The organism is Alkalihalobacillus sp. CinArs1 (assembly GCF_947387515.1).
Classification (GTDB): Bacteria; Bacillota; Bacilli; order Bacillales; family Guptibacillaceae; genus Guptibacillus.
Genome location: NZ_CANDOB010000001.1, coordinates 155,380 through 168,169 on the forward strand (window position 1 = coordinate 155,380; position 12,790 = coordinate 168,169).

At 40.5% G+C, this 12,790-nt stretch carries 15 protein-coding genes; 5 read left to right on the forward strand and 10 right to left on the reverse strand.

Translation table 11 applies throughout. From position 1 onward, the window contains the following. Window positions 1-204: 204 nt before the first annotated feature. Both PFZ69_RS00910 and PFZ69_RS00915 read right to left on the reverse strand, forming a co-directional pair. Window positions 205-942, reverse strand: coding sequence for an anti-sigma factor domain-containing protein (locus tag PFZ69_RS00910; RefSeq protein WP_270179162.1), 738 nt, complete (start codon window positions 940-942; stop codon window positions 205-207). Further along, window positions 926-1,498, reverse strand: coding sequence for an RNA polymerase sigma factor (locus PFZ69_RS00915; protein ID WP_270179163.1), 573 nt, complete (start codon window positions 1,496-1,498; stop codon window positions 926-928). The genes PFZ69_RS00910 and PFZ69_RS00915 overlap by 17 nt, the downstream gene beginning before the upstream one ends. 330 nt (window positions 1,499-1,828) lie before the next feature. Here PFZ69_RS00915 and fabL point away from each other — a divergent pair, with 330 nt between their 5' ends. Further along, entirely contained in the window at window positions 1,829-2,584 is a 756-nt protein-coding gene (gene fabL, locus PFZ69_RS00920) for an enoyl-[acyl-carrier-protein] reductase FabL (protein ID WP_270179164.1), read from the forward strand. Between the two features lie 240 nt (window positions 2,585-2,824). Here fabL and PFZ69_RS00925 read toward each other — a convergent pair whose 3' ends face one another. Next, window positions 2,825-3,739, reverse strand: a complete 915-nt coding sequence (locus PFZ69_RS00925) for a phosphatidate cytidylyltransferase (RefSeq protein WP_270180582.1) — start codon at window positions 3,737-3,739, stop codon at window positions 2,825-2,827. Between the two features lie 52 nt (window positions 3,740-3,791). Between PFZ69_RS00925 and PFZ69_RS00930 the strand changes: the two genes are divergently transcribed. Further along, entirely contained in the window at window positions 3,792-4,346 is a 555-nt protein-coding gene (locus tag PFZ69_RS00930) for a hypothetical protein (protein ID WP_270179165.1), read from the forward strand. A gap of 74 nt (window positions 4,347-4,420) precedes the next feature. Here PFZ69_RS00930 and PFZ69_RS00935 read toward each other — a convergent pair whose 3' ends face one another. From PFZ69_RS00935 to PFZ69_RS00945, 3 genes are all read right to left on the reverse strand, one after another. Then, window positions 4,421-5,350, reverse strand: coding sequence for a manganese-dependent inorganic pyrophosphatase (locus PFZ69_RS00935; RefSeq protein WP_270179166.1), 930 nt, complete (start codon window positions 5,348-5,350; stop codon window positions 4,421-4,423). Between the two features lie 220 nt (window positions 5,351-5,570). Further along, window positions 5,571-6,215 carry an SDR family oxidoreductase gene (locus PFZ69_RS00940; protein ID WP_270179167.1) on the reverse strand — a complete coding sequence of 215 codons (645 nt, stop codon included), beginning with the start codon at window positions 6,213-6,215 and terminating at the stop codon, window positions 5,571-5,573. A 59-nt stretch (window positions 6,216-6,274) separates the two neighbouring features. Beyond that, window positions 6,275-7,450, reverse strand: a complete 1,176-nt coding sequence (locus PFZ69_RS00945; RefSeq protein WP_270179168.1) for an MFS transporter — start codon at window positions 7,448-7,450, stop codon at window positions 6,275-6,277. A gap of 135 nt (window positions 7,451-7,585) precedes the next feature. On the opposite strand from PFZ69_RS00945, the gene PFZ69_RS00950 reads away from it, so the two are divergent. Further along, entirely contained in the window at window positions 7,586-8,344 is a 759-nt protein-coding gene (locus PFZ69_RS00950; RefSeq protein ID WP_270179169.1) for a TrmB family transcriptional regulator, read from the forward strand. Window positions 8,345-8,400: 56 nt separating this feature from the next. Here the strand turns inward: PFZ69_RS00950 and PFZ69_RS00955 are convergent, their stop codons facing one another. Next, window positions 8,401-8,685, reverse strand: coding sequence for an AbrB/MazE/SpoVT family DNA-binding domain-containing protein (locus PFZ69_RS00955; RefSeq protein ID WP_270179170.1), 285 nt, complete (start codon window positions 8,683-8,685; stop codon window positions 8,401-8,403). A 250-nt stretch (window positions 8,686-8,935) separates the two neighbouring features. Continuing rightward, entirely contained in the window at window positions 8,936-9,649 is a 714-nt protein-coding gene (locus PFZ69_RS00960; RefSeq protein ID WP_270179171.1) for a nucleotidyltransferase domain-containing protein, read from the reverse strand. A 171-nt stretch (window positions 9,650-9,820) separates the two neighbouring features. Here PFZ69_RS00960 and PFZ69_RS00965 point away from each other — a divergent pair, with 171 nt between their 5' ends. Further along, window positions 9,821-10,282, forward strand: coding sequence for a hypothetical protein (locus tag PFZ69_RS00965; RefSeq protein WP_270179172.1), 462 nt, complete (start codon window positions 9,821-9,823; stop codon window positions 10,280-10,282). Between the two features lie 100 nt (window positions 10,283-10,382). Here PFZ69_RS00965 and PFZ69_RS00970 read toward each other — a convergent pair whose 3' ends face one another. Next, a complete protein-coding gene (locus tag PFZ69_RS00970; protein WP_270179173.1) occupies window positions 10,383-10,580 on the reverse strand; it encodes a hypothetical protein in 198 nt (65 codons plus the stop codon). 153 nt (window positions 10,581-10,733) lie between these two features. On the opposite strand from PFZ69_RS00970, the gene PFZ69_RS00975 reads away from it, so the two are divergent. Next, window positions 10,734-11,411 carry a hypothetical protein gene (locus tag PFZ69_RS00975; protein ID WP_270179174.1) on the forward strand — a complete coding sequence of 226 codons (678 nt, stop codon included), beginning with the start codon at window positions 10,734-10,736 and terminating at the stop codon, window positions 11,409-11,411. Between the two features lie 40 nt (window positions 11,412-11,451). Here PFZ69_RS00975 and PFZ69_RS00980 read toward each other — a convergent pair whose 3' ends face one another. After that, window positions 11,452-12,756 (reverse strand): Na+/H+ antiporter NhaC family protein, encoded by a 1,305-nt coding sequence (locus PFZ69_RS00980; protein ID WP_270179175.1) that lies wholly within the window; start codon window positions 12,754-12,756, stop codon window positions 11,452-11,454. Window positions 12,757-12,790: the final 34 nt, after the last annotated feature.

A 12,790-nucleotide genomic window follows, 5' to 3' on the forward strand; every position in this document is an offset into this window, starting at 1 on the left:
TTATGTAGCTAACTTATATATCTAGTAAATAGTAACCACATAGTTACTAATCATAATAAATTTTCTGGAATTATTCAAATCGGTTTTCATGTTTAGTACAATATACCCCGTTCTTATCGACTAGAAACCACTGCTCCCACTCCTGAAATTAACCAAAAATAAAAGCAGGGAACTCATAAAGTAGCCCTGCTTTTATCATCACTTTTACAAATCTGAACTCATGACGATTTCACCTTTAGGAGTTTTACTCTTCGCATTCGGTTCTAGGGTGATTGCCACTGTGGTCCAATCATGATCTCCTTCGTAATTAATTTCGAAGGAAACGGCACCTTTTCCATTTTCACCGGGGACAAATGAACCTGCTCTATAAGGCTTTTCACCTTCTAATAACCAAACTTGATACACCTGATCTTCCTCTACACCTTCAAGGTCATCTGCTTGAACGACTAGATTGGTTTTGCCATTGTCAGATACTAAAGCTGCCGCTCCTTTAGATGTCGAAGCTCCCGAAGGTTCTAACTGTACTGCTTTTAACAATGACGATACTTCTGTTTCAGAGGTTGCTCCTTCATCTGTGATATACGTATAAGCATTTCCAGCTAGCGATAGAAATAATGCAGCTGCTAGTGCTGGAGCTAACCATTTGGGAGATCGTTTGGTCTCATTCATATGAGTTACATTGGATCTCGTTTCTTCTGTGTCTACTTCCTCCACATCATCTGACGCACTTTCAAATACATTTTGAAGCACCCGTTCTTTCATTCCTGAAGGAGGCTCTTCTGGTGTTGAGAGATAAGGAAGGTCACTCGTTAAGTCTTCCAGCTCTTGCAACTCCTCTCTACAGTCTGAGCAAGATTCAAGGTGAGCCTCGAACGTTTTCTTTTCTTCATCGGTTAACGTTCCATTGAAATAGTCAAGTAGCTGATCACAATTGTTTTTCATCTGAGACCCCTCCTTTCTCTGCCAGATTAGTTTTAAGATGTTTGAGTGCGAGTCGAATCCGGCCTTTTACTGTACCGAGTGGGAGGTCAAATTCTTGGGAAATTTTTTTATGCGTCATTCCTTTAAAATAAAACATCTCGATAATCCTTTTTTGTTCCTCTTTCAATTTAGAAACGGCGGCTCTTAGTACGACGCCTCTTTCTTTCCACTCGACTTGGTCTTCTACAGAAGCTTCATCACTATGAAGAGCATCTCGCTCATCTAGTTCAAAATCTGGCTCTCTCGATTGTTTACGAAGATGATCGATAGCAGTATGACGCGTCATTGTCAATATCCAGGAAGAGAACTTCCCCTTTTCTTCACTATATTGAGCTCGACCTTTCCAGAGTTTTATGAACACTTCTTGTAGTACTTCTTCTGACAGCCCTCCGTCCTTTACGATGCGATAAGAAAATGAATACAGTAATTTTTCATACCGATCATAAAGGATTTCTAAGGCTTCCTTGTCCTTTGCCTGCACCCTCTCGTAAAGGGCAGCATCGCTCAATTCTCTCATACCATTCTCCTTTATTCTCACAAGTGATCTCCACCAGAAGAGTAGAATGTCTACATCTAGCTAACGTCTACCTCTCCTATTTGGATGTGTTTTTCAATGAAAATATATGGTTTTAACGAAAGAGAGCCCTTAATTAAACAGGACGCACTCTACGAAAAGCGACTGACATCGTCAGTCTAATAAGCTTCTTGTTTTCTGTCGTTTAGTATATCATACTGTTTTCACTGATACCGCAATCGACCTTAGCACTCATGGAATGCCTGCAGAACTTTTCACACACCTTTTGTTCATGTATGATTAAGAGTGATTAGAATAGAAGAGGTGACATCAATGGCTCAAAAAGTAGCATTAATTACTGGCGGTACGCGAGGAATTGGAAAAGCAATCGCTAGGAAATTCGCATCTGAAGGATACAACCTTGTTTTGAACTTCATGCGTAAAAAACGCGATGCAGAAGAAACAAAAAATGAACTTGAAAATGAATATGGCATCTCCGTACATATCGTTAAAGCAAACGTCGGTGAAGTGGCACAGATCACAACACTTTTTGAAGAAGCGGAAAACAAGTTTGGCAGGCTAGATGTTTTTGTAAACAATGCTGCATCCGGCGTTCTACGACCTATTATGGAAATCGAAGAAAGTCATTGGGATTGGACTCAGAATATCAACGCGAAAGCGTATTTGTTCGCCGCTCAAGAAGCCGCAAAAATTATGGAAAAGAATGGCGGAGGTGCTATCGTAGCCCTTTCTAGCCTAGGATCTATTCGCGCTCTTCCAAATTATGTAGCGGTTGGTGTCTCAAAAGCATCCGTAGAAGCAATCACACGCTATCTTGCGGTCGAACTATCTTCAAAAGGAATCGTTGTTAACGCAGTTTCAGGTGGAGCTGTTGATACAGACGCACTGAAGCATTTTCCAAATCGAGAAGAATTGCTCGAATCTGCTAAAAAGCGAAACCCCGCAGGACGACTCGTTGAACCAACAGATATGGCAGATACAACTTACTTCTTAACAACACCAGCAGCCAAGATGATCCGTGGTCAAACGATCATCGTCGATGGAGGACTGTCACTTTTAGGAGAATAACGCAGACGCTGCAATTATCCTATTTGATACAAAATAAGAGACAGCAACCTTGCTGTCATTAGACTGTTGAGAAAGCTTTAAAGCTCCCTGCTTATAGTGAGATTTCCGCTTTAGGATGCTCGCATTTCTCAGAGAATCGTTCGGAAAGTTTCATATGGGATGAATGTTTTCTAGTAGGAGGGACCAGAACATTCTAGTTTTCACAACAAGTTAAAGACAGCAACCTTGCTGTCTTTTTTCTTACATAAAATCAAAAAAGTATCTGATCACATGGAGGTAGACTGGTGAGGTATAAGCCAAGCTATCTACACGACTTAGGTAGCTTTTATTATGATCATACTGTACTCCCCCATCTCCAAGAAGCAAATCACGCTTTAACACCGATATAGTCAAACTCCCTAATCCACCGGCAACACTGATTAAGATGCCTGATAATATGCCAAAAGTTGAGACGAATGGCGTTAAGTAAGAATACGTAAAGAAGGCTGTTCCTGCCGTTATTAGTAGCGCACCTAGCACACCTTCAACGGTAATGTATGGGTTTGAAGAGGGTACGATCTTTCTTTTACCCACATATGCCGAAATTAAAAATTGGGCGACATCGTTCACCTGAGTAAGCAGAACAAGAAAGAGGACTAAATTCGCTCCATACGTCGGACTTGCGACCTGGAAATAAGCAAGATGACTCAAACCGAACACCATCAGCATCAACCCCCATTGTGTTGAGCTAACAGATCTTAAAAAGCCTAAAGTACCTTTTCCTATTATTCTAGGTAAAGGGAGGAGCAGAAAGACATAAACAGGTATAAAAACAATAAACATACCGTACCACTCGATAAATATCCAATAGAATTGTATGGGTATCACGAGATACGCCCATAGGAAGATTCTTCGATCCGCCCTTCTCGTCTTCATCATGGAAAAGTACTCCTTTAATGCAAAGAAGCATAAAAACATCAATGAGAGTAAAGATACGATTGGATTGAATAAGGTCGCGAAGCAAAACACTCCAAACATACCCCACCACGTTTTAATCCGGACTGACAATATAGAATAATCCTTGTATGGATACTTTCTTTTAATAACTAGGAATAGCGAGTGTGTTATGGTAAGAATTACTAGTATAATAGATAAGGTCCAAATTGTGTTTTGCAGGGAAAACCACCCTTTCTGTAACACGCAAATTATATGTTGATCGGGGGACAGTATGGATCATACAGTCTATATCCTTTTATCTGATACGGGAACGTTATTTACTAAATCTATAAAAAGATACACCAAAGCTCCTTATAATCACGCTTCTTTAGCGTTTGATATCGAACTGAGAGATATGTATAGCTTTGGTCGCAAAAATCCTAACAATCCTCTACATGGAGGCTTTGTAAAAGAGGATGTGTTGACAGGTACTTACAGCAAATATCCCGAGACGACGTGCGTCATCTACGGTCTACAAGTAACGGAAAGAGAGGTTACTAAAATGAAGCGCGTGCTGGAGATTTTCATTAGAAATAAACAAAAGTTTCTATATAATATTCTTGGAGTACTTGGTGTATCGATTAACGAACCAGTCGAGTTCAGTAACTCCTATTTCTGTTCTCAATTTGTTGCTGAAGTGTTAGAACGCTCGGGCATAACCCTTTGGGATAAACTCCCCGCCTTAATCACTCCAGAAGATTTCAGAACGTGTGACAAATTGAACCTGGTATATGAAGGCAAGCTCACTGAATATCCACCGATTAAAGAACGAAAAACTCGTCCCTAATCGATTGTTACCGTGCATTTCTTATGTATAGAAAACCCGAACGCGAATAGAAGATTCGGTTCGGGTTCGTCACTCTATGAAGTGAACGTTTCCTGTAAAGCTGGAACGATTTGTTTCTTTCTAGAAACGACACCTTCGAGAACTGCTAGTCTGTTGATCAGTTCTACATCAAATGCTTTCTCAACGTTTTCAGCATCCTTACCTAGTGCTAAGACGGTTGAGTTGTTGTTTAAGATGTCCGTTACAACAAGTACGAATAGATCAAGGTTTTTCTCTTCTATTGTCTTATTGATTTCTTCTTCAACAGTATCCTGACGAGATAGTACATCAAGCGGATCTACAACGTTGACCTGAGCAACCTCAACTTTAGATGATCCCATACCAAATTCCTTGGCATCTAGGCTGATTAGCTCAGACGGAGTCTTGCTACTCATATCTGCTCCTGCTTTCAGCATTTCAAGTCCGTATGTTTCTGCGTCCACACCTGCGATCTCTGCTAATTCACGTGCGGCTGCAGTATCTTCTTCTGTACACGTCGGAGATTTAAAAAGTAACGAATCAGAAATGATTGCGGACAACATCAAGCCAGCTATCGGCTTATCGATCTGTACGTTATTTTCTTTATAAAGCTTCTTTAGAATCGTAGCTGTACAGCCTACAGGCTCAGCTCTATAGTAAACAGGATCAGCTGTTTCAAAGTTTGCGATTCGATGATGGTCGATGACTTCAAGAACGCGTACCTTTTCAATATCCTCTACACTTTGCTGGCGTTCGTTATGGTCAACGAGGATGACATGATTCGTTTCGTTCGCAACCGTTTGGACCATTCTTGGTGCTTCAACATTGAATTTATCTAATGCATATTGTGTTTCAGCATTAACAGCTCCAAGGCGAACAGGTTCAACATCCTTGCCGAGCTTTCTCTTCAAATCTGCATAAACGAGCGCAGATGTAATCGTGTCTGTATCTGGGTTTTTATGTCCAAAAATCAATACTTTTTCCATTGTTCGACTCCTTTAATAAGAGAATTTATGTACACATTACATATTGTAAAGATGTAGACTCCTAAACTCAACATCAATTTCATATTTAGAATACCTTGATTAGACTACCATTAAACATACTTCAATAAAAGCAATCATCCTTTCTATCTTTTTTATCTCACCGTCCTCAAAAAAAGACTGTCGATAGATCTCGACAGTCTGTTCCTTATAAGCTTCTCGTTTATAAACTTTGCAACGCCTCTTTAATAGAAGTATCTCCAGATGTTAAATCAAACGCACGTTTCTTTAAGTTTGGGTTCGTTAATGCCTCAACAACTACTCGCGCAACGTCTTCACGAGGCACAGATCCTCGTTCAAGTTGTTCTCCAACCGCTACATTGCCAGTTCCATTTTCATTCAGAAGCCCACCCGGTCTTACAATCGTATAAGATAAGGAACTTGCTTCTAACGCTTTGTCTGCATAATGCTTTGCTGCATAATATGGGAGAAGAGCGTCGTTCCAGTTTTCACGATTATTAGCTTGGAACGCACTTACCATCACGTAGCGTTCGATACCGTTTCGCTCTGCAGCTTCAACCGATTTGACAGCTCCGTCCAGGTCTACTAACAGCGTTTTATCAGCACCTGTTTTTCCGCCAGATCCCGCAGTAAAAATGACCGCATCCGTTCCACTCATCGCTTTTTCGATTTCATCAACTGAATCTTCTAAGCTCGCTACGACTGCTTCTACACCTTTATCCGCTAGAGTTTCCGCCTGTTCTTCTTTACGAACCATCGCTTTCACCGTGTGTTCTTCACTACTATGAAGTAAATCCACAACTTTTTGACCGATTTGACCATTAGCTCCGATAACTAGTACGTGCATTGTGATGCTCCTTTCACGTTTAATATGGACATTATTCCATATTTATGAATGAGCTTCAATTAACCTGCTTTTCTATTTGATAGAGAAGAAATACTCGAATCTTTCCCTTTCATCGAAACGACAGAACTAACGAGAGCGAGAATGATGAACATCCCTCCAACCGTCGCATTCATTTCAACTGTGCCCTTCTCGATCACGAAAGCACCGACAGTTGAGCCAAGTGCGATACCTAGATGCAATGCAGAGTTATTTAAACTTTGCTGTATATCAGATGATTCTGGCGCAATTTCAATCAAATAACTTTGTTGTGCTGGCGTAATCCCCCAGCTAAGCATGCTCCACACGACCATTACGACTAGGAATAAAGGAAAGGCAAACGTTGTATATGGAATAAGGAACATCGAAACTCCAAAAACAACGATAATAGAGATTATAGTTGGCTTTGTTCCGAATCGATCAGAAGCGACACCACCTAATCCCCCTCCTGCTACAGCAGCGACTCCAAAGATCAAATATACAATGCTCACCCATGTTCCTGATAACCCGAGTGAGGATTTCAAAAACGGAGTTAAATATCCATAAAGTGTAAGGTGTCCTGTTAAAAATAGAAATGAGGTCAACTGTGCTGAAAAGACCTTGCTATTCTTTAGCGTCAGCAATTGCTTTCTCATCGGAATCGCGGGCTTCGGTTGAATACTCTCCATGAAAAAGTGAACGCCTGCAATTGACAAAATCGTTAATACGATGATGAGTACAAATGGTGCCTTCCAACCGAAAGCATTTCCTAGCATAAGACCTATCGGTACTCCAAGAACAAGTGACGCACTTATTCCCATAAACACGACGCCGATCGCGCGAGCTCGGTATTTACTTTCTACGATGTTTGATGCGATCGTGACGCAAAGCACAACGAGAAGTGATCCACTAGCTGCTGATATCACCCTCGCCGCCATTAGAACTGCGAAAGTATTGCTGAGAACGGCCAAAGCATTCCCAAGCAAAAATACGATTAGCGAGAGTATCGTAAGTTTCTTTCGCTCTACTTTTGCTGTCAAGGATAATAAAATGGGTGCAGCGAGTGCAAATACGATTGAAAATACGCTGATCAATAGACCTGTCTTCCCTAGACTAGCACCTAAATCTTCCGCTACAAGATCAAGAATACCTCCGATAATCAGTTCTACCATCCCGACAACGAACGAAACGATTGTCAGTAAATATACTTTTTTATTCATTATAATCCGCCTTTTCTCATTAAGTTACCACTAAAAGGGTAACTCCCATTCAACAAAAAGGCAATAGTTAATTTCAGGAACGTTAGTTGTTATGCTAAGATGTAGGAAAGTGCGAAAAGCAAGGAGAGCATAGTGATGTTGCAGCAGTTTGGATTCACACAGTATGAAAGTCAAATTTATGAAGCGTTGATTACGACAGAGGAAGCGCTTGACGCATCTGCGATCGTAAAACAATCTGGCGTCCCTCGCTCGAAAGTATATGAAGTCCTTTATAAAATGGGGGAAAAAGGAATGGTTTTGGAATCTACAGTCGAAAAAAAGAGATTATATAGACCACTTCCGCTAAACTCAGCCATCGAAAAATTACAACGTGATTTTAATCGAAATATCGACCAATTAAAATCGTATGAAGCTAGGAAAAAACCTTTGGATGACCGCGTTTGGAGTCTTAAAGATAACCAATCGATCGACTCACTTGTAGCTGACCTTCTGAAACAGGCAACCTCTTCCATCGTCTATTCTGGTTGGTCAGACGATCTCTCACAGCACATTTCAACTATTGAAGAAAAGCAAATGAATGGAATTTCAGTTGAACTTCATTCGATCGGGGAGCTCGATACAAAAATAGATACGATCACAACTTTGATACCTGATGTTCAACATGAAGCGCTGCAGCGAAGCCGCATCCTCATTGTTGATAATAAGGAACTCGTATTTGCTGGTTACGAAGAAACAGGCTGGCAAGCGATTCATACGAGCTCTCGTCCCCTAGTGACGTTCTTTACTGAGTTCTTCTATCATGATGTAGCTTTGACTGAAATCACTCGCAAATTCGGAGCATTAATGATGGAGGATGAGGATATTAAAAACGTCCTGTTAAAATTACGATACTGAGGAAATGAAAAAAAAAAGCATGCCGCACCAGGCATGCTTTTCTCTCCTTCATCACTCTATGCTTTTACTTCTAGTGTCTTCTCTATTTCTTCTCTTAAAATAGCCATTCCCTCTGGACTCAATATGATGTTTCCATTGCCAAAGTACTTATTCTCATTTAAGACTTCTCCAGTAATCATACACGCCATCTCCGGTTGGTACTTTTTTAAAACAATTCGATCTTCACTCGTAAAGATCTCCATTGGGTCTTTCACCTGGATATCAAGTGTGCGGCGCAGTTCTTTTGGAATGACGATACGGCCCAGTTCATCAATTTTTCTAACGACACCTGTGCTCTTCATGCTTATCACTCCTTCTTTTTAGCGAACGAAAACGTTCTTTATTTAATTTTAATAGTTTACTTGTCTACTAGCAAGCAAAAATGCTAATTTTTTTATAATTTTCCAAAATTATTCTAATTGCTTCTAACTATTGATACCCGCTTAGATCAAAAAAAAAACCGCCCGGTTAAACCGGACGGAAAAAAGGGGGAATTTTTAAGCTAGTTTAAAGTTACCCCCTTATAATCAAAACTAAACCACTTTTTTAAAATTAATTTTTTCCGATTGAAAACCCCTCAAACAAGCGCCCTCCATACGGTGACATCTGATCATCTACGAACTTGATCACATCGCCCTTTCTTCCGATTTTGAAATAATTATCAAAAACCTCTTCAAATTCACTAGCTAGCTCACTATCAAATTGTTTGAGCGCTCTCATAATCCATTTCGAAGAACCTGTCCAGTGGTTATTCATTCTAAGGATAAACTCATGCAGCTGCTCTAAGAGTGCTAGAGCGCAGCACAATTCTTCTCCCCTCTCTGTTGCACCAATAAAATCTTCTAGCACATCTGTCAAAAAATATCGCTTCAAACGAATTGTATCTTCATCCCAACTTTTAGGCCCCGCCTCTAAAATTCGCTTCGCTTCTTCTTTTAATTCTTTACAGCTTCCTTCATCAATCAGAATGATTCCTTCTGCAACCATTCGAGGCATCGAAGGTTTACCACGCTCACAGTCGCTATTATAAAAGGATTGATAGGTATTAAAATTATGTACGTATAATTCTACCGGCCACTTTTTGTAATATAAGTTTTCCCTGTAAGAATTCGTAACCGATGGATCGAAAACAACAAGATCAAGATCTGACGTTTTCGTACCTTCTCCTCTAACAATACTTCCAGCTAAAAGTGCTACATTACAGTGAGGAAAGTGACTCTTTACAAGTTCCTTCGCATCACGTTTGGCAAGCTCTAATCGTTTCATGGTCTTCCCCTCGGCTTTTTATTTTATTTTACATTGAGAAGACGAAGAACCATACCTTCCACATTGATTAACATTTTGATACACTCTTATAGTACAAGATGAAGAAGAGTTGAATACACGTTTGGTCGTAAGCACAGACTTACTATACAAATGTTATTAACAGGAGGCACTATGCTAACTTTTGAAGAAAAGCTACACATTATAGAATCTACTTTCCCTGAATTAACGCGTAAAGATGTATCGATGGGAAGAGTTAACTTTCATTTTGAAGAAAGTGTTATGGATAAAAAGAACGTCGTCTATCATCTGCACCCGAATGGGAACGGATTTGTCTATGGCGAGCTACTTGAAGAGTACCCAGTAGACGATAGAGGAATGGTGAACATTCGTGACTTCTCAAGTAATGATCTTCGAAAAATAATCGGAGAAGCGATTCACTCTCTTTCTGTTTTGCCAGGAGAAGATATTGAAGAAGAAATCTGGATGAACGAAGAAGATCAAACGCTGCACCTCGCGTATGAGCCTGAGCTAGAGCTTTGGAATGTGTATGCCGGTGACATGCTTGATGGCACTTTCCCTTCTTATAACGAAGCGATCCAGTACCTTGATGAAGAAGGCTTCATCCGTCAATAAAAATACCCCCAGCAACCTTTTGTTGCTGGGGGTATTTTCTATCTGAAGCGATTCCGATAAAATAACATTAACGATAGTATAACAAGAAGGAATGAGTGTTCTAGCGTATGAGGCGTTTTTCTCTTGAATTAGCAGGGATTGCAGGTTGATGTGAAGAAGCGAATGTTAATCGTACTTTTGCTCTTCGGTGTTTTAACCATACTTGTTCACAGGCTTGATTTGTTGTCAATTTTGTTTTAGAAAACAGGATTACATAGAGGCTTTTGTCTCGAATCAACACAAATCTTTTATTCTCCACAATGCGCCCCCTTAAATTACCAATCGGGGCGAATAATGTAAGTTGATAAGATAAAATGTTATAATATTCTTACTACTACATCCACCTTATTCTCAACACCCGTATCAATAAGAGATCAAAGATTAAGCTCAAAATCGATTCAGGGGGTATTAGATGAGAAAAATACAACAAACGACAATTAATTCTGTTGTAAAATACGGACAAACAAAACTACCAAAGTCCGCCAATACAGAATGTCCAGAGTGCGGAAACACCGCTTCTTTTCATTTGAAATTCGATTACCAGATCAACCAAACGGTCTTTTCAACCTTTTCAAGATGTTCGGTATGTAAAGAATCCATACTCTTTGTATTGATTAAAACGTCTACAAGCGATCAAGGTGAAGAAGTAGAGCTCTTTGTTCACCAAACTTCTTTCACTAGAGAACCTCTTGGTAGATTGGTTGGCACTGCGAGGCTGCCAGATGACCTCGAGCGGGTCTATCGTTCAGCAGTTAACGTACATAATATGAAAGACTGGACTGCTACAGCCGTTATGGCAAACCGCGTTTTAGAGAGCATCACTAGAAGCTTTTTAGCTGAAAACGAACTTTCTCAACCTCTATCAAAACAGCTCGAAAGCCTGGCCAAACAAGTTGATCTTGAAGAGCCAATCGTACGGCTCGGGCAGCTGTTAGGAAAAGGAAGTAACCTCCACAACCTTTTATGCCTTGAAAATTCTGCAAGTGAAGAAACTGCTAATTTAATTATTGATTTATTGGACTCATTGATTGAATTTCTTTATATATTGCCTCAAAAAATTGTAAACCTACAAAAGCAGATCGAAGAATAAACAAAACCAGGCCGTCATTTTGACAGGCCTGGTTGTTTCGTTATTCTACTGCTTCTTCTTTTCGAAATGAAGGATAATTGATGGTAATTGCCACAATACCAGCGACCGCTGTAAGAATTGGATAGATTGAATATGGTATGAGTGCTAAAGGCGAGATCGAAGCTAGTCCAGCCGCTGCTAACAACTGTGCGCCGTATGGCAGCATGCCCTGAACACTTCCAGAAAATATATCAAGAATACTTGCGGACTTTCGAGCATCAACTTGATACTCTTCTGAGATGTTCTTCGCGAGTGGTCCACCCATTATGATTGATATCGTGTTATTTGCCGTTGATAAGTCTAAAACCGTAGCGAGCCCAGCGATACCAAACTCGGCCCCTCTTCTCGATCTCACTCGATGAAGAATTTTATCGAGAACGTACTGAACGCCTCCATTATATCGGATAACCTCGATCATCCCACCAATAATCAATGCGATCATGGCGAGATCTTCCATCCCTTTAATGCCATCCGTTACCGTAGAAACGAGCCCACTTAAACCAAACGTCCCGTTAAATAAGCCCACAGCACCTGCGAACAATGTCCCACTAACGAGTACGATCAGTACATTCACGCCTGCAATCGCTGCGATCAATACGCCAAGGTATGGGAGTACTGTGATAAAATCAAATGATTTACCTCCACTTACTGTCGCGCTTTCCCCTACCGTTAAGAATCCATATATAATGGCAGTAATAATTGCAGCCGGTAAAACGATGAAAAAGTTCACTTTGAACTTATCTTTCATTTTCGTGTTTTGCGTCCGAACAGCTGCAATCGTCGTATCCGAAATCATCGAGAGGTTATCTCCAAACATCGCTCCTCCGATGACCGCTGACAATGTCAAAGCTACAGGAATCCCTGATTGCTCTGCAATTCCAATTCCAATCGGAGCCAATGCTACGATCGTTCCCATCGACGTCCCCATCGATATCGAAATAAAGCATCCGATTAAAAATAAACCAACAACGAGAAGGCTTGCTGGTAATATCGAGATGCCGAGATTCACAATCGAATCTACTGCACCTATCTTCTTGGCTGTTTCAGCGAATGCTCCCGCTAATAAAAAAACAAGAATCATTAAGATGATATTGGAGTTCCCTGCTCCTCTACAAAACACCTCGACCTTTGTCATGAAGCTTTCTTTCCTATTCATCGCAAGTGCAACGCCTGCAGCGATCAGTGAAGCAAGCACAACAGGCATGCTATAAAAATCTTTTGTTACAACTGCCGTTCCAATAAAAAGTAAAATAAATATACCGAGTGGAAGCAGCGCAAAGCCGTTCCCTTTTATGTCTTTGTCCATGATGTTTCTCCTTGTTCGTAAAGTTTGTAGCAAT